General features: G+C 42.2%; 24 protein-coding genes and 2 pseudogenes. 18 read left to right on the plus strand and 8 right to left on the minus strand.

All coding sequences use genetic code 11. From position 1 onward, the window contains the following. The first annotated feature begins 263 nt into the window (after positions 1-263). On the plus strand, positions 264-587 hold the full coding sequence (locus ACRQ5D_RS29675; protein WP_432327528.1) for a hypothetical protein: 324 nt from the start codon (positions 264-266) through the stop codon (positions 585-587). Here ACRQ5D_RS29675 and ACRQ5D_RS29680 read toward each other — a convergent pair. Continuing rightward, the gene (locus ACRQ5D_RS29680) at positions 566-1,033 is read right to left on the minus strand and encodes a CYTH domain-containing protein (RefSeq protein ID WP_091162366.1); all 468 of its coding nucleotides are present in this window, start codon (positions 1,031-1,033) and stop codon (positions 566-568) included. The genes ACRQ5D_RS29675 and ACRQ5D_RS29680 overlap by 22 nt on opposite strands. Positions 1,034-1,129: 96 nt before the next feature. Between ACRQ5D_RS29680 and ACRQ5D_RS29685 the strand changes: the two genes are divergently transcribed. The 7 genes from ACRQ5D_RS29685 (at position 1,130) to ACRQ5D_RS29715 (ending at position 9,129) form a co-directional block, all read left to right on the plus strand. Further along, positions 1,130-2,071 carry a hypothetical protein gene (locus ACRQ5D_RS29685; RefSeq protein WP_091162364.1) on the plus strand — a complete coding sequence of 314 codons (942 nt, stop codon included), beginning with the start codon at positions 1,130-1,132 and terminating at the stop codon, positions 2,069-2,071. Positions 2,072-2,144: 73 nt separating this feature from the next. Then, entirely contained in the window at positions 2,145-3,083 is a 939-nt protein-coding gene (locus tag ACRQ5D_RS29690; RefSeq protein ID WP_091162362.1) for a hypothetical protein, read from the plus strand. A 260-nt stretch (positions 3,084-3,343) separates the two neighbouring features. Further along, complete coding sequence (locus ACRQ5D_RS29695; RefSeq protein ID WP_432327530.1) at positions 3,344-4,099, plus strand: hypothetical protein; 756 nt, start codon at positions 3,344-3,346, stop codon at positions 4,097-4,099. 158 nt (positions 4,100-4,257) lie between these two features. Then, a complete protein-coding gene (locus ACRQ5D_RS29700; protein WP_091162358.1) occupies positions 4,258-6,981 on the plus strand; it encodes a hypothetical protein in 2,724 nt (907 codons plus the stop codon). 171 nt (positions 6,982-7,152) lie between these two features. Then, positions 7,153-7,557, plus strand: coding sequence for a DUF1761 domain-containing protein (locus ACRQ5D_RS29705; protein ID WP_091162357.1), 405 nt, complete (start codon positions 7,153-7,155; stop codon positions 7,555-7,557). Positions 7,558-7,751: 194 nt separating this feature from the next. Continuing rightward, the gene (locus ACRQ5D_RS29710) at positions 7,752-8,615 is read left to right on the plus strand and encodes an aldo/keto reductase (protein WP_091162355.1); all 864 of its coding nucleotides are present in this window, start codon (positions 7,752-7,754) and stop codon (positions 8,613-8,615) included. A gap of 115 nt (positions 8,616-8,730) precedes the next feature. Further along, positions 8,731-9,129 (plus strand): hypothetical protein, encoded by a 399-nt coding sequence (locus tag ACRQ5D_RS29715; protein WP_091162353.1) that lies wholly within the window; start codon positions 8,731-8,733, stop codon positions 9,127-9,129. Between the two features lie 134 nt (positions 9,130-9,263). Here ACRQ5D_RS29715 and ACRQ5D_RS29720 read toward each other — a convergent pair whose 3' ends face one another. Further along, positions 9,264-9,554, minus strand: coding sequence for a YciI family protein (locus ACRQ5D_RS29720; protein WP_091162351.1), 291 nt, complete (start codon positions 9,552-9,554; stop codon positions 9,264-9,266). A 179-nt stretch (positions 9,555-9,733) separates the two neighbouring features. Between ACRQ5D_RS29720 and ACRQ5D_RS29725 the strand changes: the two genes are divergently transcribed. Beyond that, positions 9,734-10,900 carry a galactokinase gene (locus ACRQ5D_RS29725; RefSeq protein WP_091162349.1) on the plus strand — a complete coding sequence of 389 codons (1,167 nt, stop codon included), beginning with the start codon at positions 9,734-9,736 and terminating at the stop codon, positions 10,898-10,900. Positions 10,901-11,013: 113 nt separating this feature from the next. Next, positions 11,014-11,544, plus strand: coding sequence for an RNA methyltransferase (locus ACRQ5D_RS29730; RefSeq protein WP_091162906.1), 531 nt, complete (start codon positions 11,014-11,016; stop codon positions 11,542-11,544). A gap of 81 nt (positions 11,545-11,625) precedes the next feature. On the opposite strand, the gene ACRQ5D_RS29735 is transcribed toward ACRQ5D_RS29730, so the two are convergent. Then, complete coding sequence (locus ACRQ5D_RS29735) at positions 11,626-12,303, minus strand: GNAT family N-acetyltransferase (RefSeq protein ID WP_091162347.1); 678 nt, start codon at positions 12,301-12,303, stop codon at positions 11,626-11,628. 101 nt (positions 12,304-12,404) lie between these two features. On the opposite strand from ACRQ5D_RS29735, the gene ACRQ5D_RS29740 reads away from it, so the two are divergent. Further along, positions 12,405-13,064 (plus strand): YdeI/OmpD-associated family protein, encoded by a 660-nt coding sequence (locus ACRQ5D_RS29740; RefSeq protein ID WP_091162345.1) that lies wholly within the window; start codon positions 12,405-12,407, stop codon positions 13,062-13,064. A 76-nt stretch (positions 13,065-13,140) separates the two neighbouring features. Here ACRQ5D_RS29740 and ACRQ5D_RS29745 read toward each other — a convergent pair whose 3' ends face one another. The 4 genes from ACRQ5D_RS29745 to ACRQ5D_RS29760 all read right to left on the minus strand — a co-directional run bounded on the left by ACRQ5D_RS29745 (position 13,141) and on the right by ACRQ5D_RS29760 (position 15,026). After that, positions 13,141-13,356: a hypothetical protein gene (locus ACRQ5D_RS29745; RefSeq protein ID WP_090526601.1), complete on the minus strand. Its 216-nt coding sequence runs from the start codon at positions 13,354-13,356 to the stop codon at positions 13,141-13,143. Positions 13,357-13,495: 139 nt separating this feature from the next. Then, positions 13,496-14,047, minus strand: a complete 552-nt coding sequence (locus ACRQ5D_RS29750) for a GNAT family N-acetyltransferase (RefSeq protein ID WP_091162342.1) — start codon at positions 14,045-14,047, stop codon at positions 13,496-13,498. A gap of 35 nt (positions 14,048-14,082) precedes the next feature. Beyond that, positions 14,083-14,706, minus strand: coding sequence for a hydroxypyruvate isomerase family protein (locus ACRQ5D_RS29755; protein WP_432327534.1), 624 nt, complete (start codon positions 14,704-14,706; stop codon positions 14,083-14,085). A gap of 29 nt (positions 14,707-14,735) precedes the next feature. Next, positions 14,736-15,026 (minus strand): hypothetical protein, encoded by a 291-nt coding sequence (locus ACRQ5D_RS29760; protein ID WP_432327536.1) that lies wholly within the window; start codon positions 15,024-15,026, stop codon positions 14,736-14,738. A gap of 224 nt (positions 15,027-15,250) precedes the next feature. On the opposite strand from ACRQ5D_RS29760, the gene ACRQ5D_RS29765 reads away from it, so the two are divergent. Both ACRQ5D_RS29765 and ACRQ5D_RS29770 read left to right on the plus strand, forming a co-directional pair. Continuing rightward, positions 15,251-15,736: a hypothetical protein gene (locus tag ACRQ5D_RS29765; RefSeq protein ID WP_091162338.1), complete on the plus strand. Its 486-nt coding sequence runs from the start codon at positions 15,251-15,253 to the stop codon at positions 15,734-15,736. Between the two features lie 46 nt (positions 15,737-15,782). Continuing rightward, a complete protein-coding gene (locus ACRQ5D_RS29770; protein WP_090526592.1) occupies positions 15,783-15,980 on the plus strand; it encodes a hypothetical protein in 198 nt (65 codons plus the stop codon). 69 nt (positions 15,981-16,049) lie between these two features. Here the strand turns inward: ACRQ5D_RS29770 and ACRQ5D_RS29775 are convergent, their stop codons facing one another. Continuing rightward, on the minus strand, positions 16,050-16,379 hold the full coding sequence (locus tag ACRQ5D_RS29775; protein ID WP_090526590.1) for a YbjQ family protein: 330 nt from the start codon (positions 16,377-16,379) through the stop codon (positions 16,050-16,052). 453 nt (positions 16,380-16,832) lie between these two features. On the opposite strand from ACRQ5D_RS29775, the gene ACRQ5D_RS29780 reads away from it, so the two are divergent. The 5 genes and pseudogenes from ACRQ5D_RS29780 (at position 16,833) to hisD (ending at position 21,822) form a co-directional block, all read left to right on the plus strand. Next, a complete protein-coding gene (locus ACRQ5D_RS29780; protein WP_431200896.1) occupies positions 16,833-17,123 on the plus strand; it encodes a hypothetical protein in 291 nt (96 codons plus the stop codon). After that, positions 17,102-17,266 (plus strand): annotated as a pseudogene (locus ACRQ5D_RS29785) (HAD hydrolase-like protein); the annotation flags it as partial. The gene ACRQ5D_RS29780 and the pseudogene ACRQ5D_RS29785, both read left to right, overlap by 22 nt. 175 nt (positions 17,267-17,441) lie before the next feature. Next, positions 17,442-18,962: a hypothetical protein gene (locus ACRQ5D_RS29790; RefSeq protein WP_091162335.1), complete on the plus strand. Its 1,521-nt coding sequence runs from the start codon at positions 17,442-17,444 to the stop codon at positions 18,960-18,962. A gap of 633 nt (positions 18,963-19,595) precedes the next feature. Continuing rightward, positions 19,596-20,446: pseudogene (gene hisG, locus ACRQ5D_RS29795) on the plus strand (ATP phosphoribosyltransferase). Positions 20,447-20,535: 89 nt separating this feature from the next. Next, the gene (gene hisD, locus ACRQ5D_RS29800) at positions 20,536-21,822 is read left to right on the plus strand and encodes a histidinol dehydrogenase (protein ID WP_090526582.1); all 1,287 of its coding nucleotides are present in this window, start codon (positions 20,536-20,538) and stop codon (positions 21,820-21,822) included. The last annotated feature ends 2 nt before the right edge of the window (positions 21,823-21,824 follow it).

The raw sequence follows: 21,824 nt of genomic DNA on the forward strand, positions 1-21,824 counted from the left end.
ATTTATTTTAATTTTCTTAAAAAGACGCAACACGCACCTACAGGGTGCTACTTTACTTACAACATACTTATTTACAAGCATATGCAATACACCCTATCCTCAAATCATTTCATTATTCGCCAAATAAGCGATATGGTTAGCAAGCGGCAGCGCCTATACCATAGGTAATTTTACGTAGTGAAAATTGGGTGATTATACCTATTTCGGGGTATTGCTTTTTACCATATTTTTATCCACCTGAATGTTTAATGCAATTTAATACAATGGCAGTACGTATAGTATCTATAAAAACCGACAGCGCACCGCACGATAACCCGTATGTGGCCATCGACTCACTTGAATGGATCAACGAGCGGATCAATGTAAAAGGCCTCACCGAAAGGTCGAAACTTTATGACTGGATAAAACATGAGGATGGTGAGGCTTACATTATTGATGACAAAGGCAATAAAACCAGCTTGATCCCTGCTCTTTGTCCCAAGGGCAACAAGTATGTTAAGACCGTTTACGACGAGATCGAAACCCGACTATCTGCTCGGCTTACCGGAATGCGCCTGAAAAGTTGCTACCAGTTTTTAAAAGGATAAATGCTCAACCTGGCATTATAATACCGATCATCGCCGGTTACCTCAGTTGTTACCCATGGCGGCAGTTCAAACTCTTCATCCTCGCTGCCAAGTTCAATTTCGGCCATCAGTAAGCCCTGGTTATCGCCTAAAAATTCGTCAACTTCCCAAAGTTTACCGGCATAAGTAATGCGGTAGCGGTATTTTTCCAACTCGGAAGTGGCAAAATTATCAAGCAACTGAACGCCATCGGTTGCGGGAATAGTGTATTCAAACTCGCTCCGGCTAAAACCTGCTGTACTCCCTTTTATAGTGATATATGCTTCTGTATCAGTAACCCGCACCCTAATTGTTTTCTTTTCATCACTAAAAATGTACCCCTGCCTGAAATGCATTGCCTCAGGCTTTGTTACCAGCTGCCATTTCTCCTGATCTACCAAAAATTTACGTTCTATTTCAATTGCCATCAGCTTATATCAGATTTACTTACAATCTGCAATTTTAGCATTATTTAACATTTGGGAGTTGGTAAATATCATATATTTATAATATATCGAACCTATATGCTAATTGCTAAACCTTTTACAAATTTAACCTGCATTGTATTGACTTTGTTTTGCCTTGGCTGTAAACACCGCAACATTGTTAAACATGACGGCGAAAAAGATCTGATCTCATTTAAACCTGTCTTTGGCATCAGCTATACCGAAATTGCGCGGCGTTCACAAAACGGGCTATCATTTAACCATTTTGGTTACCAGTTAGAACCGGAATGGAAAATGCGATTTGTTTCAAATGATTCGACCAGCATCTATAGCCCAACAAAAAAACAGTTCATCAATTTTCCCCTTACCCGTGGTTATGACTCTATTTTTAATACGGCCCGCACCTGGCTCAAAGTTAAAACCATGACAAAAGACAGCATGATCATTGAATTGCTAAAGGCCTATGCAGATTCGGTTGACACTCGCGGCGCTAAAGTTTACATGGTTTTTTATGCGGATAAGTATATAAACAATGTACTTCATGGCGATTTAAGCAAATGCAAAAGCCCGAGTAAAAAAGACTCTGTTTACATACAATCATTAACCAATGCAGCCAATAAAGATTTTACCAAAGCATTTGCCGCAAGACAACCTGTTGAACTCGAAAGCAAAAGCCCGCATGTTACTTTTAGTAAACGCCATACAGAGCCAACCATGCTTAACAACTTCGATACTTCTTATGATTATATGAACCCCGAGTTTGATATTACCATCGATAAAGCCTACAGCAATTTTTACTATTCATTCTCCATGTTTATTGATCCGGCAGGGCAAATACATTATGGAAAACCCCTTACGGTATTTACAGAAAAAAGCTACGAGGAAAATTATATTCACCTCTCTACAGCGGTAATGAACAGTTACCTTAAATACTACCTGAACTTTATTCCCGGTAAAACACTTGGTATAGTGCATACCAGCGAGATAGCCGTTCATGTTACAGGAAACCGGGGCGTGTAGATTTAAGTCACGGGGTTATGTAACCTCCTCATTTTAGCGTTCATAATACGTCATATATTTAACAAATACCTATATGATAACTAACAAACCTATAGCAAAATTAACCTGCATCGTTTTGGCTTTGCTTTGCATGGGCTGCAAACAACGTAACATTGTTAAACACAATGGCGAAAAAGACCTGATTTCCTTTAAACCTGTATTGGGTATCAGCTATACAGAGATAGCGCGCAGATCAGATAATGGGCTGTCATTTAATAACTCCGGTTATCAATTAGAGCCGCAATGGAAAATGCAATTCGTTTCCGATGACTCAACAAAGATTTATAGCCCGGCTAAAAAACAATTCATCAATTTTCCGCTTACCCGCGGATATGATTCTGTTTTTAATACCGCCCGCACCTGGTTAAAAGTTAAAACCATGACTAAGGATAGCATGATCATCGAAATGCTTAAAGCCCGCGGCGATTCGGTTGATACCCGTGGCGCAAAGGTTTATATGGTTTTTTATGCCGATAATTATATTAAAAACACACTTCACGGTGATTTGAGTAAATGTAAAAGCCCAAACCGCAAAGACTCGATATATATAAAGCGATTAGCCGACGTTGCCAACAAAAACATTGAAAAAGCCTTTGCAGCGCGGCAACCGGTCGAGCTTAGCAGCAGCAGCAACCGGATAAAAATAAAAAAACTCCATACCGAGCCAACCATGCTCAACAATTTTAATCCATCCGACTATATGCGACCCGAGTTTGACATTACCATTGATAAAGCCTATGCAAACTTTTACTATTCGTTCTCAATTTTTGTTGACCCCGTGGGGCGGATGCATTATGGTAAACCCCTACGGGTATTTTTCGAAGAAACTCAAAGGGTAAGCAATACCCATCTTTCAAAAGCCGTAATGGAGACTTACCTCAAGTTTTATCTTGATGTAAAGCCGGGCAGTACGCTTGGCATTGTGCATACCAGCGAGATTGCAGTAAACGTTACCGGCAAAAGTAGCTTGTAATGATATCGGTCCATTTTTTAACCATTTATCAAATTATCTATATCTTTAGCAGCAATGCTACTTATCAATTTCAAAATGTTAAAAACGGCAGCATTTGGGCTGCTCTTCATCATATCTGCCTTTATTTCAGGTTGCGGCAGCGGTCCTTCAGGTAAAAGAAAAGAGAGCTGATCTCCTTTAAACCTTACAATGGCATCAATTATTCCGAAGTATCCAGGCGTCAAAAAAACGGTCTTTCGTTTAACGAATACGGTTATCAATTGGAGCCACAATGGAAGCTAAAATTTGTTTCAGAAGATTCGATAAGCATTTTCAGTCCAACAAAAAATGCTTTTATTAATTTCCCGCTAACACGTGGCTATGATTCAATCTTCAACGCAGCGCGTTCATGGTTAAAGATAAGGCAGATCAATAAGGACAGCATAACCATGGAGATCCTGATCCAGAAAGGGGATTCACTTGATGTTAAAGGCACCAAGGTGTTCATGCGCTTTTTTGCCGATAATTATGTAAAAAACGTTTTGCACACCGATACCACTACATTAAGAAGGCCAAGCCATGCCGATACTGTATTCATCCGTTCGCTTGCCGCTAAAGCAACCGCAGATTATACCAAGGCTTTTGCAGCCAGACAGCCGGCTATTATAACCAGCAAAAGCCCGCTGGTAACAGTGTCCCGCCGCACTACCAAACCGGACATACTTAATAATTTCGACAACTCTGATGACTACCTCGACCCTACTTACGACATTGTGATCAAAAATGCCTATAAGGATTTCTATTTTTCCTTCACCATGTATGTTGATGATAAGGGCAAGTTGTACTACGGCGCCCCGCTTGTTGGATTTAACGGCGACCAGGAAAGAGAGGCTGATTATATCCATACCTCAAAAGCGGTTGTGGACAGCTACTTTAAATTTTACCTTAATGTAAAGCCTGGTACTACCCTGGGCATCATCCACTCAAGCATCGTCTCGGTACATGTTGAGGGCAAGGCCAAAACTGCAGCCAAGTAACAATTGTGCTATTTTTTACAAGTGTATAGCTTTTAGCGTTTAACTTTCGCAAGCGGCTAAAAAAAGCATTTGTAAAAAAGTGTTAAATAAACAGCCGCTAAAAATGCAATACGGCTAAATGTTTATATTAGCCCCTGTTACTTCTTTAACTTATATTGATGATCATACGTCGATTTTTACTCCTATTATGCCTGTTAACCGCATTTGGCGCATCTGTTTTTGCCCAGCAGGATAGCATCCCCCTAACAACCATAATCGAAAAAACAAGCAAGTTTATCAGCAGCTACCCTATCGAGAAAGTTTACCTGCATACAGATAAACCTTATTATGCTGTTGGTGATACCATTTGGTTTAAAGCCTATGTAACCATTGAAAAGCGCCAGCCATCAGCACTAAGCCGTATAGTTTACGTCGACCTGATTAACAACCGCGATTCCGTAGTTGAGAGTCAGCGCATTGCAGTTACAAACGGTTTTGCAAGTGGTAACATTGTGCTTAACGGCGATACTTATAAACAGGGAGCTTACCGCCTGCGAAGCTACACCAACTGGATGCGTAATTTTGACCCGGATTATTTTTATGACCATACTTTTAGTGTTGGCAATGCCATAGATAACCAGGTACGCACCAACATCACTTATAAAAGTTCAAGCAAAAGAACTGGCGTTAAAGTTGATGCCACCATCCTTTACAAAGGGCCGGACAACAGTCCGTATGCCAACAAAAAAGTAAACTGGCAACTGATGAAAAACGGCGACCCCGTAAGCAAAGGCCACGGCGTTACAGACGATAAAGGCGTATTGCAGGTTGACCTGCCCGAAAGCCAGGCCGATGTAATTACCGGCGGTATCCTGGTTACATCCATTGACGTTGGCGACCGTAAAACTATCAGCAGCAGCTTTTCTATGCGTACAGCCGTTAAAGGCTATGATGTGCAGTTTTTTCCGGAAGGAGGGCAGCTAACCAACGGGATCCGCACTAAAGTTGCTTTTAAGGCTATAGCCTCAAGCGGACTGGGCGTAGATATCAAAGGAACCATTGTTGATGATAAAGGCGCTGAGGTTGCCCAGATCAGCAGTGCTCATTTAGGAATGGGCATCTTCGCTATCACTCCTGACATCGAAAGATCGTACAAAGCAAACATTACTTTCCCCGATGGATCACAGGCTACCTATAATTTGCCTCGCGTACAATCAATGGGAATAAATATTGCCGTTTACAACAATGATCCAACCAATCTCACTGTAAAAATATCGGCTAACGATTTGTTTTTTCAGCGCAAACAAAACAAAAGTTTTTACCTGGTAGCGCAAAGCGGCGGTGTTATTTACTATGCAGCGCAAACTGTACTACAAAGCACGGTTTATTCGGCCAATATCCCTAAAAGTAAGTTCCCTACGGGTATTGTGCAGGTAACGTTGTTTTCATCGGGCGGATATGCTCTGTGCGAACGGATTGTGTTTATTCAGCATAACGACCAGATGAACCTGGCCCTTAAAACTGATAAACCATCATACACTACAAGGGGCAACGTTAAGATCACTGTATCGGCAAAAAACAATACAACCCCGGCCGAAGGCAGCTTTTCGGTAGCTGTTGTTGATGATGGTACAGTACCGTCAAATGAAGATGCAGAATCAACCATATTGAGTAATATGCTGCTCACCTCCGATCTGAAAGGATACATCGAAAAACCGAACTATTACTTCAATAAAACCGATGATGAAAAACTGGCCAACCTGGATATTTTGATGCTTACCCAGGGTTACCGTCGTTTTGATTATGAGGATATACTGGCTGACAAAAATCCGCCTATATACCTTATGCCGGAGCAAGGCATTGACATAACAGGAACATTGAGGACCAATGCAGGTCTCCCGGTAGCCAAAGGCAGCTTAAGGTTGCTGATTCCAGATAAAAACTTTTCGGCAGAAACAATTACCGATATGTCGGGCAATTTTAAATTCTCAAACGTGAATGTGCCGGATACATCAAAAATTACACTGAGTGCCCGCAACAATCCTAACGGACGCAACATGGTCATATCGGTTAATGGCGAAGCTTATCAAAAACTGAGCAAAAACAACAACATTCCCGATGAGATCCTGAACATTGACAGTACTTTCCGCCCTTATTTACAAAACAGCTATAAGCAATATCAAAGCTCACGTACCATAAAAGAAGTTGTTGTAAAATCAACCAAGATCGTAAAAAAAGCCAGCCATGCTGATTATGGCACGTTCTCAGGTTTACCTATGCAGGCCGATCATGAAGTATCTGCACAGCAATTACAGGGCTGCCCTTTGTTGTTAAACTGTTTATCAACCATGGCAATGGGCCTTACATATATCGACAACAATTTTTACGTTACCCGCGATTACAATGCCGGCGGCCGCACCCCGGTGCAGGTATATGTAGGCAGCCTGCCTGTTGATGCCAACTTTTTATCGAGCATCCCATCGAGCGAGGTCGAATCTGTGGAGATCTTTTTAAATGATGGGGTAAGCGGCATTAACCGTAGTACCCAAACCAAGGGCGTACTGGTGATTAACAAAAAGGTTGTTAAAAAACAAAAGATAACCCTCGCACAATTACAGGAACTTATCCCCAAACAAAATGTGATCACTTTTGCAGTGCAGGGTTACACTAAAGCCAAAGAGTTTTACTCGCCTAAATATGATGTAACCAAAGCAGGCACACTTGGCGGCGACTTACGTAATACTATTTATTGGAAACCTAACGTAATTACCGATAAAGCAACCGGCACTGCAACCATCAGCTTCTTTAACAGCGATCAGCGCGGCTCATACCGTGCTATAATTGAAGGGATTGACGCCGAAGGTAATATCGGCCGAAGTGTGATACATTATAACGTAAAATAAGATACAACCCCGGTTATTATATTTTGAAAACCCTGATCGCTTAAGCAGCAATCAGGGTTTTCCATTTATACCTATTCAGTGTTTTTTTTAAAAGCTTTAAGCCTTGTGCATTCAGCTTTTACCTATTAATAGTTTATATTAGTACAACCAATTAATTTAAACATTATCATCATGAATTTTCAACTTATCAACTGGCTGGCCGTTATGGTTGCAGCATTATCCGCGTTTTTAGTTGGCGGTATCTGGTACTCTCCTGCCCTGTTTGCCAATGCATGGATGGCAGATAATAAACTAACCAGTGCCGAATTACAGGCTTCCAACAAAGGCAGGGCCTTTGGCTTCACAGCTTTCTTTTCAATTATTATGGCTGTTAACCTTGCTATGTTTTTAGCCGATGCAAAAACCGATCTTGCCTGGGGAGCTACAGCAGGTTTCCTTGCCGGTATCTGGACATTCTGCGCTATTGCAATCCACAGCCTTTTTGAGCTCAAAAGCTGGCGGCTGATATTCATAAACGGCGGCTATAGCGTAGTGTCTTTAACCCTGATGGGGTTGATATTAGGTGCCTGGAGATAGGATGATTATTCACTAATAGAAAACGATTTTATGCGAATTACACAAATAGTCAACGAGCGTTAATTCGTGTAATTTATTTACACCCATTAGTGCAATTGGTGTAGATTCAAAATGACATTGATGTTATACATTTTATGAACAATACTGGTGATTTTTAGTTGAACTTTACAGTAGTCAATCCAAAATACATTACCATGGCAAGCACAACAAGTTCATTTGAAAAGACATTCACCATTGGTGGCGACATTACCATTAATCGTTTAGGTTACGGCGCAATGCGTATTACAGGTCCTGGCATCTGGGGACCGCCGAAAGATAAAGACGAAAGCATCCGTGTATTAAAACGCGCTGTCGAGCTGGGCGTAAACTTCATTGATACGGCCGATAGTTATGGGCCAAATGTATCGGAAGAATTAATTGCCAAAGCCCTGCACCCGTACCCTACCGACCTCCTGATAGGTACCAAAGGCGGCTTATTACGTACCGGTCCCAACGAATGGCCTGTGGATGCTTCGCCAAAGCATTTGAAGGAAGCTCTTGAAGGCAGCCTGAAACGCCTCCAGGTTGATCGTATAGATCTGTACCAGCTACACCGCATCGACCCTAAAGTTCCAGCCGAAAAATCATTTGAGTTTTTGCAAAAAGCACAGCAGGAAGGTAAGATCAGGCATATAGGCTTATCTGAAGTAAGCGTCGACGATATCAAGCTGGCCCAGCAATACTTTGAAGTAGTATCAGTACAAAACATGTACAGCGTTGATAACCGCAAATGGGAGGCCGAACTGGAATACACCCGCGATCATAACATCGCCTTCATTCCATGGTTCCCGCTTGGCGGCGGCAACGTACAGGGCGAAGACATATTAAGCCGTATTGCGGCCAAACATGATGCTACCATTCACCAGGTGGCATTAAGCTGGTTATTGCATCATTCGCCAAACATCCTGCTTATCCCCGGCACATCAAGTGTTAAACATTTGGAGGAGAATATGAGAACCGCCGATATTCAGCTGTCAGATGATGATATAGATGTATTGAACAGCCTGTCTGAAGTATAAATAAAACATTTGAAGAGCTAAAATTAAAAGGATGTCATTAATTTGGCATCCTTTTAATTTTGAATCAAATTGAAAAGGATGAACACCGGCAGCTATTATGAAACATTAGTCCTGAATGAAAAGTAAAGAAGAAATACTAAACAACTATAACACTACAGGCAAGGATGGCCTGCCTGAAATATCAGCCGAAGACCTGCTCAACGCCATGGAAGCCTACAAACAACAATGGGCCGAAGCGGCTTTTAATGCAGCAAGGAAACACCGCAACGAAGCTTACGAGTTTGAAACTTTTAATGATTTTATGGCGAGCACCCAGGCTAAGGAACAGGCACAGGATGACTTCGGTGCTATGATAGCCGCGGTAGCTGATAATGTAGTCGCCAATTTTTTGCCGGAAGACAGTTCGGTAAACCAGTTTGATTTTAATTTTACGATGCAGGGCAAGGGTTATACTGCTTTTTATGCCAAAGATGCTCAGGGATACTGGCAAATGAGCAGATGGTCGGAACAGTAGGCAGTGGGCAGTTTTGAATTTGCAGTGAAAATCTGTTTGACATTCTGTGATATTCGCTGTCCGAAGTCTCTGACTTCGAACAGCGGAGCTTCTTTCTGTCATTGCAAACTGTACACTAATAACTGCAAACCGGCTTAAACGTCTGCCACTTTAAAGGGCTTTACATCAACGCTTTCCCATACTTTTTGAGTAACATACGGATCATTTTGTTTCCAGGCTTCCATCTCTTCATCGGTTTCAAACTGTACTATCATGGTTGAGCCTATCATCTTGCCTTCTTCGTTCAGCATAGCTCCTCCTAACACAAAATTACCATTGGCTTTTAAAGCCCTGGCACCATCAAGATGATGAGGGCGGGCACCTAACCGACGTTCAAATGCTTCGGCATCGGTATAATCATAGGCGGTAACGAGGTATTGTTTCATGGATATCTATTTTAATTGGTACTTAAATACATGCCTGCAGCTTTGGCGCCTGCATGTTTTATCAGATCCGAATATCTGCAAAACTATCCCATTAAAATGAATTAAAAATTAAATTAAATTTATAACTGTAAAGTTGACAATTTTTACAATATTTGTTTTCCGAAAAACCAACCTGAATAATGAAGAATAATTTGCACCAGGAATTTATTAAGATCTTTAACAAAGAAGCAGACAACGCGTACTTTTCGCCCGGTCGTGTAAACCTTATTGGCGAACATATTGATTATAACGGTGGTTTGGTTATGCCATGTGCTATTACTTTTGGTACTTATTTACTAACCTCCCCTAATGAGGATGGCATCTTCCGGTTCAGGAGTTTAAATTTTAGTGAGCAAAAAGATATTCCGCTGCAAATCAGTTATGAAAAAACCGGTGAAAACTGGTTTAACTTTCCTATCGGTGTTATTGACCGCTTTATAAAGGATGGTCATCCGTTAAAAGGCCTGGATATGCTATTTTATGGCGATATCCCAATTGGCTCAGGTTTGTCATCATCAGCTTCAATCGAGGTGGTTACCTCCTATGCACTTAACGACCTGTTTAACAGCGGCTACAGCAAGCTCGACCTGGTTAAACTGTCAAAAGATGTAGAAAACAACTTTATAGGTGTTAACTGCGGTATCATGGACCAGTTTGCAGTTGCCTTTGGCGAAAAGAACAAAGCCCTGATGCTTAACTGCGATACCCTGGATTACCAGGCGGTTGACAGCAATCTTGGCGATTATGTACTTGCCATTATCAACACTAATAAACCCCGCAAACTGGCCGAATCAAAATACAACGAACGCGTAGAAGAATGCCAGGCAGCCCTAATGGCCTTGCAACAGCAACTGGACATTAAATATCTTTGCGAGATCAATAGCGCTACTTTTGAACAATACAAACACCTGATAACCGATCCGGTTGTGCTGAAACGCGCAAAACACGTAATTGAAGAGAACGACCGTGTAAAACTGGCCGCAACAGCCCTTGCAGATAACAACCTGACCGAATTTGGCAGGCTGATGTACGCCTCACATGATTCCCTGCGCGATTTATATGAAGTAAGCGGTGTTGAACTGGACGCGGTTGCCGAATACAGCAAAACCAACCCTGATGTTGCGGGCGCCCGTATGACGGGAGCAGGTTTTGGCGGTTGTGCTATAGCATTGGTAAAAGGTGATGCTTTCGACAAATTCAGCAAGGAAGTAACCGAATATTACACGCAAAAAATTGGCTATGCACCTTCAGTTTATAGCTCGCTTATTGGCGATGGTGTAGGCGAACTGGCTTCAGTAGCTAACTAACCGCTTTTTTGTATTTTTGCATTTGGTTCATAGTTGATAGTTCATGGTTCATAGCCTGTTATTAAACAAATATTGGCTATGAACTACGGTCTATGAACCATGAACTAAAGAGTATGCGCAAATTAAAATTGGACGAGCTGAACCGGGCTACGGTTGATGAATTTAAAGCACAGGATAAATTGCCGGTAGCAGTAGTGCTGGATAATGTGCGGAGTATGCACAACATCGGCTCTATTTTCCGCACCTCCGATGGTTTTGCAGTTGAACAAATCTGCCTTTGTGGTATTACAGCCCAGCCCCCTCACCGCGAAATTGAAAAAACAGCCCTTGGCGCAACCCAATCAGTAAACTGGACTTATTACGAAACTCCTTTGCAGGCTGTTGAACAATTACGTAACGATGGCTACCAAATCATAGCCATTGAACAAGCCGAAAACAGCACCATGCTTCACGAGTTTAAACCTGCCGAAGATGGCAAATATGCCCTGATTTTTGGCAACGAGGTAAACGGCGTAAGCGACGAAGTAATGCAAGCGATTGACGCCTGTATCGAAATCCCCCAGTTTGGCACCAAGCATTCGTTTAATATTGTAGTATCGGCAGGGATAGTGCTCTGGGATTTTTTTGCCAAAATGGCGATATAGAACCTCACCCAAACCCTCTCCAAAGGAGAGGGCTTAAAAATGCTTCTTAAAGTCTCCCCCTCGGGGGAGATTTAGAGGGGGTTACTTCCTCAGCACATAAAACGACATTTCCTTCCTCGTTACAAAACCGAGCTTTTCATACACTTTAATAGCCCTTTCATTTTCACTTTTCACATGTAGAAATGGAATTTCAGAAGCAGTTTTAATGCGTTTAGCTTGATTTAACAACAACTTTCCGGCATAACCACGCCCCAGATAATCGGGATGTGTACAAACAGCGCTAATCTCGGCATAAGGTGCAGGGTTTAAACGCTGACCGGCCATAGCAACCAACTTATCGCCATCAAATATGCCGTGATAATGTCCAAACTCAATAGTTCGCTCTATAAAGGGACCAGGATTGGTCAATTGGGTAAGTTCAAGCATCTGGGGCACATGTTGAGCTGTAAGCGGTAGCAAATCTTCATCAGCAAAATTAGCAGGTACTTCTCCCTCAAAAACCATCTGCAGGCATTTCAGGTAATGTACTATTTTCCACTGCTCCGGGATCACAATATCGTGCGGGGCAATAAAGATAAAATGGCTCTCAAAAGGAATTATATCGTAAAGCAGGTTAAAATTTTCAGCAGATATTTCAGGAATAGCAACAAAAGGCGAAACCTTCTTCGGGAAATATTTAACTATATTATTACCGCCCGCAAAAGCTTTATTACCGGTGCTAAGGGCGTTCCAGGCCGGGTTATCAAGTACATGTTCCATCAAGGCAAAGCTATTAAAAATACCATGCAGCAGGGTTTGGGCTTGTCATTCAATTTTAATTTATTGCTTACATTAGCTTTATCCATTATAAAACGTTTACAATGAATGCCCTTGCTAAAAAACTGCTGATCAAACCAAATTCACGCTGGTTGTTGCAAAATGCGCCCGCAGGTTACCAGGATAGCTTGTCTCCCCTGCCGGATAATGCCAGCCTTGTATTTAACACCGAAGGCGAATTTAACGGTATCCAGCTATTTGTGACCAACAGTACAGAACTGACATCCGAACTTAAGGTAATCACCCCCTTACTTAAAGACGATACTGTTTTCTGGATTATCTACCCTAAGAAAAGTTCAAGTATCCAAACAGATCTGGAAATGATGAGCAGTTGGGACGCCCCGGCTCTGTACGGCTTACGGCCTGTAGCATCAGCTGCTGTTAACGAAGTATGGACTGCATTACGCTTTCGGCCGGTTGAATCTGTAAAAGTTTCTGAAGGACGAAATGAGGCTGTACGAAATAATGAGTACGGCGATTATATTGACGTGGATAATAAAATAGTAACCCTCCCTGATTACTTAAAAGAAACATTGGAGCAACATCCGGCAACGCTTGACTACTTTCAATCGCTGGCTTACAGCCATAAAAAGGAGTATGTACTTTGGATCCTTACAGCCAAACAGGAAAAAACCCGCCAGGACCGCTTAACTAAAATGGTGGAAATGCTGCAGAATAAAAAGAAGAATCCTTCGGATAAATAGAAAGTTTCAAATGGTTACTAAACAAAAGCGCCCTGCATTTTCAACAAATACAGGGCATTTTTATGTTTAGTTTTATTTACCAGCCAGAGCCTTTTTTAGCATTACCATTTTTGATATGCTCTTCGGCAGTTGCTTTGCCCATGATGGCAGCCATTTTGTTACCTTCACTGTCAGTTCCTGTTGCAATGTACCTGCCCGATTTTACGTCGATAACGGGATTGATCATCGGTACATTTTTAGTTTTTGTTTTCACTGAATAAGCGGTGATGCCACTTCCTTTTTCTGTTGCCATGATAAGTTTCTTTTGTTTTTTAATGTTAACCCCATTTAAACTGAATTGTTTTCAGCACAGGTATAATTGGTTTCTATGCGTAAACATGCATCATTTTTTTTAATTAAAAATAGCTGGGATAAATAATTTGTTAACAGATTTAAGTTTGTGTTAATAACGAATAAACCATCGTATCCTCAAAACGACCGTTATACAAATGATCTTCCTTAAAATAAGCCTCCTGCACAAAATTGTTTTTGAGCAATAATTTAATTGATGCGAAATTCGCCGGACTTACATAAGCTCCTATAGAATGCAGTTTCATCACATTAAAACCATAGTCGATAGCGGCGGTTATTGCCTCCTGCATGAGCCCCTGCCCCTGGTATACCGGGTTTAAAAGGTACCCGATCTCGGCACGGTGACTGTCTTTCTCTATCCGCCAAAAACCTATGCTCCCAATATATTTATTATTGTTTTTCAGGCAGATACACCAGGTAATACCATCGTTTTTGCCAAGCAGGTCTTCTATCACGTCTATCAGCGAAATGGCATCATCAATGGTTTTGTTGATTGGCCGATGAATGTACTGCATCACGGTTTCGTTCGATCTCATTTCAAACAAATCGGCAGCGTCATCACGGGTAAAACGCCTTAATATAAGGCGCTCAGTTACCAAAACAGGAAACGGATTAAAGTTGGGACTAAGCATAAATAATGTTAATAACCGGCTGCAATAGCGGCATTTTAAATAAAACTGTCCGCTTCGCGATACGCTTTAATTAATGCAAGCTCACCTTCTTTTCCTGTTCCGGCTGTGCCATGCTCCATACCCATTACGCCTTTATAGCCTTTATTATAAATGTGTTTGAATATGTTTTTATAATTAACCTCGCCGGTTCCCGGTTCTTTACGGCCGGGGTTATCTCCTATCTGGTAATAGCCTATCTCATCGTAAACCAAATCAAGTGTCGGGATAATATTACCCTGGTTACGTTGAACGTGATACATATCATACAGGATCTTACATGACGGACTTCCCACAGCCTTACAGATGGCATAAGCCTGGTCGGGTGTACGCAGGAACAGATCTGGATTATCACTTAGCGGCTCCAAAACCATAATAACGCCGTGCGGCTCCAGTATAGCAGCTCCCTTTTTTACGGCTTCAATAACATTGCCTGTTTGCACGCCGATAGGGAGTTTCCGCGCAAAATCGCCGGGGACTACAGTAACCAGTTTGCTGCCTATGCGTTTGGCTACCTCAACCGCCTGCTTACAGGAGGCGATGAACTTTTCAACCTGGTCGGCATTGCCTGTTGCCAGCATGTTACTATCGTTGCCCAAGCCTGGCTGCACAAAAACGCCCATTGCCATGCCCAGCTTCGCCAGCGTATCACCTATCTTTTTTGCTGCTCAACCGGTCGGACGCTCATGCCGTTATCCTCAATAGCGCGGAAACCTTTATCGTAAGCAAATTTTATCTGGTCGATAAAATCATCGCCTGCATGGCTTTTAAACATGCCGTCATGAATACCATAGTTAAGATTAAAAGGTTTATCGCCGACTACAGCAGCTACTTCTCCTGTAGGTTGAGCGCAACCGGTAAGCGCGGAGGCTTTTAAAACACCTGTGGTAAAAAGTGAAGCCCCGGCCAGTACCGAGCTTTGAACAAAGTTTCTGCGTTTCATGAGGTTTTTTGGGTTGGTTTACTGGCTAAATATAGTCATTGTGACAGTTAATTAAACAGCACAAGGCTTTTTACTATCACAATTAATCGGATTATGCAACCCCTTAAACTTGCCGGCCCGTAATAGTATATAGTCGTTACATTGTAACTATTTCGTGGCGGTAGCCCGGAGTGATTGAACCTTTTAGTATTTTAATTGTCATAACAAAAAAATTAACCACAGTTATGAAATTTCAATTAGGCTTTGTTTCCCTTATCACAATAACGGTTGCCTCTTGCTCGGGCAATCATTCAACAAATGATGCCGACACGGCAATAAAAAAGGAAGACACTGCCATGGCTAATGCACCCGACGCGCCGGCTGTAAATATGGAGTATTGCTTTTATACTACTGAAGGTACCGCCAGCCAGGATACTACAAAAGTTAACCTGCATATTAACGGCAATAAAGTTACCGGCGATATGGACTGGCTGCCCAAAGAAAAAGATGCCCGCAAAGGCAGCCTGATGGGCAATTTAAACGGCAATGTTATTAAAGCCTTATGGACTTACGGGCAGGAAGGCCGCACGGATACGCTGAGCGTAGAGTTTCAGCTAAGGGGTAACCAGCTTGCCCAAAAGCCTTACAGGTACGATCCCAAAACCGGCAAGCAACAAACCAACAGCACAGCTGATTATACAATAATTTACAGCATGAAAAATTGCCGTTAATTTAAACGCAATTTATAAATTAGCTAAAAAATAAAAGGTCAAGAAAATGGAAAAGCGCGAAACCAGTATACTATATCTTGTTTTAGGATTATATAGTTTAATGATAAGCTGGTATTACAATCACAGTGTTATTTTACTTATTATCCATTACATATTTTGGCCTGTTTACCTGATATATGAGCTGTTGATAGGCCACCTTGCCCACGGCATGTGGAAAACCATCCCACTTTCATATTTTAAATAAAGTAAAGCAGTACTCTATAAAACAGAAAAACCACCCTAAAATCATACCAGGGTGGTTTTTCCTTTTTTATTAAACCTTTTCAACCACGACAGCGGTACCGTAAGCAAGCACTTCTGTAACGCCCTGCATTACTTCGTTGGCATCATAACGCATGTTAATAATGGCATTGGCACCAATAGCCTGCGCGTGCTGAATTAAAAGCTGGTAAGCCTCTTCGCGTGCGTTTTCGCACAGTTCAACATAAATTGAAAGCCTGCCGCCAAACAGCGATTGAAAACCGCCGGCAATATTGCCCAAGGCGCTGCGGCTGCGCACCGTAATGCCGCGTACAACGCCTAAATGCCTGGTAACCCTGTAGCCATCTAAGGCTGTACTGGTAGTAATAAGTGATGTATCCATTTTTAGTTTAAGTTTGTTAGCCAGCAATTTAACCGGCCTGATTTTTATTTAGATGTAGTATGGTTAACGATATTACGTAAATATCTGTTTTTATTTTTTGAGATCAATGGTTGTGATCAGAGATTAGTGGCTGGAGGTTAGAGATTAGTTTCTTTGCATATACAATCGCTAATGATATCTGAATTAAGAGCAAATCCTAAAATCCGTTTAATCCAGGTCAGAAACATAGCCGGTATCCGCTATTAACCAACGCAAACTCCGTTTTCAATTTAAGTAATCGAAGCAAACTACCCATGCTCCTTAAACCACCAACCATGATCTATGAACTATAAACCATGGTCTATAGACCATCGACTATGGACTAAAAAACGTACCTTCGCCAAAAAATTAAAATAGATGCCTGATAAAATTAAAGCTGTTTTTTTAGATCGTGATGGTGTGTTAAACCAGGAAATGGGTGATTACGTTCGCCGTTTTGAGGATTTCCATGTACTTGATAACTTTGATGCCCTTAAAACCCTGCAGGATCGCGGCTATATGCTGCTTGTTGCTACCAACCAGGGTGGTTTGGCCAAAGGCTGGTATACCGAAGAGGAACTGGCAAAAATGCACGCTCACCTGAAACAGGTTTATCATGAACACGGCGTTGAACTTACCGACTTTTTTACTGCCCGCATCACCCCAACTTTACCGGCGACTGCGATTGCCGCAAACCAAAACCGGGGCTCCTGCTGCAAGGCATAGCTAAATATAACATTGATCCGTCAAAATCTTACTTTATAGGCGACCGTGAACGCGATGTTGAAGCGGGAACTGCTGCCGGGGTAAAAGGCATCCTGATTGACAGCGACCAGCCGATCAGTACGGTGCTGGATCTGATACTGTAAAAGCAAAAACATATGTCATTGCGAGCGTAGCGCGGCAATCTCGTAGCCAATGCATTTCCGATCTGCTTGGCTACGAGATTGCTCTGTCGTTCCTCCTCGCAATGACATAAAAATAAAGCCCTTTCCCTAAAACATTTTCTTCTCTCCCGCTTTTTACAAATATTTATATTATCCTATGCAAAAAAGCCGCTACTTAAAAAACCTTGATGCTGTAATAGCCGCCTTAATCGGCTGGTTTATATTAAGCTTGTTTTTCAGGTATAGCGGTGTAGGAGTTTCTCCGGATAGTATCATGTATACCAGCGCGGCCAGGAGCTTTAAAGACCACGGTACCCTGCTAACGTTTAACCATGTACCTATTGTTGACTTTCCGGTTTTCTATCCTATTTATCTTGGTATAATTTCAGTTATCACCCAGATAGATCCTGTTAAGTTTGGCGCAATGTTGAATGGCATCATGTTCGCCACACTCATTTTCACCAGCGGCTGGATCATGGAACACTTTGTACCTGCCTCAAGAATTTATAAATGGCTGATGCTGGCGGCAATTATCCTCAGTCCACCGTTGTTACAGGTATATTCATACTTATGGTCGGAGACCTTGTTCATTCTTGAGATCCTGTTTTTTTTGGTTGCTTTCCGCGAATACCTTTTAAAACACACGCTTAAAGCACTTATAGTGGCAGCCGTTATAGCAGCAATAAGTTGCATAACCAGGTATGCGGCAGTTACCATTGTAGGTACAGGCGGTTTACTTTTGCTATTGGACAGGGTATTGCCCCTTAAAAAGAAGATTACCCATATCATTGTTTACGGGCTAATTTGTATCTCGCTATTGGTAAGTAACCTCGTATTCAATGCTTTTGTGACAGGTACAACAACCGGTCCGCGGGAGCCATCTATCACTCCGTTTAGCAAAAACCTGTATTACTTCGGCACCGTAATGTGCGACTGGATGGGTCTCACTCCCAATCAATACTGGGCTGCTACACCTATAGCTATTATTATTTTCCTGGGCTTTATCGCTGCCCTGGCATTTAATTATTATCGCCGCAAGCTGGATAGCTTTGAAAATTTGGCCATTACTTTCGCATTGGTTTACGGGGCTTTTATTGTGCTCTCATCTACTTTCTCAAGGTATGAACGGATCAATCACCGCCTGTTATCGCCATTGTACATTTCGGCTTTATGGGGATATACCAGTTGGGCTTTGCTCCTGCTGAAAAAAATAAACAATACCACTACCCGGCGCATTATCGGTGCTGTAATGATTATGCTGATGCTGGGTTTTATCACCAGCGAATTTTTGATAGATAAAGCCCGGTACAACGACCAGGTAGCCGACGAATACGGTAACCCCGGCTATACCGACGAAAGCTGGATAGATTCGGAATTTGCAGCCTATTTAAGGGGTACAGACCACAGCCTGTTTAAACCCGGCGTCAAAATCTATACCGACGCGCATGAAGCCGTTTACTTTTTCTCGGGCATGTCATCATACCTGGTGCCGCACCGTTTCTTTACTAAGGATATCGATAAGTTTTATAAGGTGAAACATTATTATCTTATTTGGTTTAATGTATTGGAGAACCCTGAACTGATCAACCTGAAGGATATTCAAAAAGTTAAAAACCTTAAAAAGATCAAGGATTTTGGCGAAGAAGGGGCGATTTATGAATATAAGTCTGAACCATGATTTATAGGATTTTAGGATTACCATGAATTCCATTCCCACCGTTATTGGTGATGACACGCTCCCGCCATTGTTGGTGTTGTCACCAACAACTTGTTCCCGTATCTTTTTATGAACCTATAAGGCCGCTATGCATAGCGTAAAAGTTGTAGGTGACAACACCAACAACGGCAAAAGTGATGACAAGCTGACCACAAGTTTAATATTTTAACAAATCTTTTGCCGTAACCCCCTATCTAAATCAAGTAATTGACAGCTAGTAACTTAATTTCGAATATTCAAATTTATCTTAACCCTGTTAACCCCCTCTCATTGCAATCTGCGGTTGCTGTTGTCACCAACAACGGCAAAGGTTAACAAAATTAAATTCTAAAAGCTCGTTCAATCGGACATAAAACTTCTTGAAAATTTCACGCACCCGTATACTTTTTTACATTAAATTTTGATTTAAAAAACATCTGTCTATATTTGCACCGCTAATCTATAGTTTTACTATATAAAAAATGAACGGTATCGCACTACATCATCTTCATCTGCATCACCACCATGTGGTGATCAGCTAATATGTATGTTTCTACGCGAAATAACAACCTCCGTTTATATTCTTTTTTATCATAGTCTCTTAAATTCAATCTTTTGAAAACACTTAAAATAGCTATCCAAAAATCGGGTAGGCTCAACGAAAAATCTGTTGAATTATTAAAAAATTGCGGCTTAAACTTTGAAAACTACAAAAGCTCGCTTATCTCTCCGGTATCCAATTTCCCTTTAGAGATCCTTTTCCTCCGTGATGATGATATCCCTGAATATGTGCAGGATGGTATTGCCGATTTAGGTATCGTAGGCGAAAATGTGATCCAGGAAACCGAAGTTGAAGTAAGCTATCTGCAGCGCCTTGGTTTTGGTAAATGCTCGCTCAAGATAGCAGTGCCCAACAACAGCGATATCAACTCACTGGCCGATTTACACGGCAAAGCAATTGCTACCACCTACCCTGCCATTTTAGGCAAGTTTTTAAAACAACAAAATATTACTTCAGATATCCGCACCATTTCCGGTTCGGTTGAAATATCACCAGGCTTAGGTCTTAGCGACGCCATTTGCGATTTGGTATCAACAGGCGGTACCCTTAAAAGCAACGGACTGAAACCTTTTGCCGATGTAATGTCATCTGAAGCGGTACTGATAGGCAGCAAGGCCATTGCCGAAAGCGACCTTGTGCAGGAACTGATCCAGCGTATTCAATCAGTTTTACGCGCTAAAGAAACTAAATACGTGGTACTTAACGTTGAGAAAAAAACCTCGATGCCGTTATTGCTTTATTGCCGGGCGTAAAAAGCCCGTCGGTAGTACCATTGGCCGAAGATGGCTGGGTAGCAGTACACACCGTAATTCCCGAACGTGATTTTTGGAACCGTATAAGCCAGCTTAAACAGGCCGGCGCGCAAGGCATTGTAGTAATGCCTATTGAGAAGATCATTTTATAGTAGTTGGCAGTGGCTGTTGGCAGTTTGCACTATGGTAAATTGCTGATTGTTGCAAACTGCAAACTGCAAACTGATAACTGCAAACTGGAATGAAGACATACAATTATTCAGAACTTACTGCATCCGATATCCAGAAGCTGGTTCAGCGTAATGTTGACCCGGCCAATGAGATCAGGACTATTGTTGAAGATGTGATTGCCAACGTGCAGCAGCATGGCGACAAGGCCCTGCTTGATTATGCTTTAAAGTTTGACAAGGTGGAGCTGAACAAGCTTTACCTCGATAGAGCCGAACTGGAAGAAATTGCCAAAGCCATATCTGCCGATCAGAAAGCAGCGTTGGAAACAGCGTATAACAACATTTACAAGTTTCACCAAACGCAGCTAAAAACCGAGGACAAAGTTGAAACCATGCCCGGCGTAACCTGCTGGCGCGAATTAAGGCCGATTGAAAAAGTAGGCTTGTATATCCCCGGTGGCTCTGCTGTATTGCCAAGTACGTTTTTGATGCTGGGAATCCCGGCATGTATTGCCGGTTGCCATGAAATAGTAGTTTGCTCACCCCCGCAAAAAAACGGTAGGGTAAATGCCTTTATAGCTTATGTAGCGCTGATGCTGGGGATCGATAAGATCTACCTGGCAGGTGGTTCGCAGGCTGTGGCGGCAATGGCTTACGGAACTGCAAGCATCCCTAAGGTAGATAAGATCTTCGGGCCCGGCAACCAGTTTGTAACCAAAGCTAAAACCATTATCCAGTCAACCACCACAACGGCAATTGATATGCCTGCGGGCCCGTCGGAAGTATTGGTTATTGCAGATGAAACGGCTATTCCGGCATACATTGCAGCCGATCTGCTGGCCCAGGCCGAGCATGGCATCGACAGCCAGGCTGTATTGGTTTGTACCTCCGTTGATGTTGCCGAAAAAGCCATTGCCGAAGTTGAAAAACAACTGCCTGTATTGCCCCGTGGGGAGATAGCCAAAATGGCCATCGATAATTCATATGTGGTGATCACTGATAACCTGAACGAAGCAATGAGTTTCAGCAATCAATATGCTCCTGAGCACCTGATCCTGGCAACCGACAGTTGGGAACAGATCACCGGAGACATCATCAATGCGGGTTCAGTATTTTTAGGAAACTTAACACCAGAAAGCGCAGGTGACTATGCATCAGGAACCAACCATACCCTGCCAACCAGCAGTTATGCAAGGGCTTATTCGGGTGTGTCAGTTGATTCGTTTGTGAAAAAGATCACGTTTCAGCATATCACTCGCGAAGGGATCCAAAACATCGGTCCAACAGTTGAAGTTTTGGCCGAATTGGAGGGTTTACATGCACACAGGAATGCTGTGAGTGTCAGAAACAATAGTTGATC

The organism is Mucilaginibacter sp. P25 (assembly GCF_050859465.1).
Classification (GTDB): domain Bacteria; phylum Bacteroidota; class Bacteroidia; order Sphingobacteriales; family Sphingobacteriaceae; genus Mucilaginibacter; species Mucilaginibacter gossypii.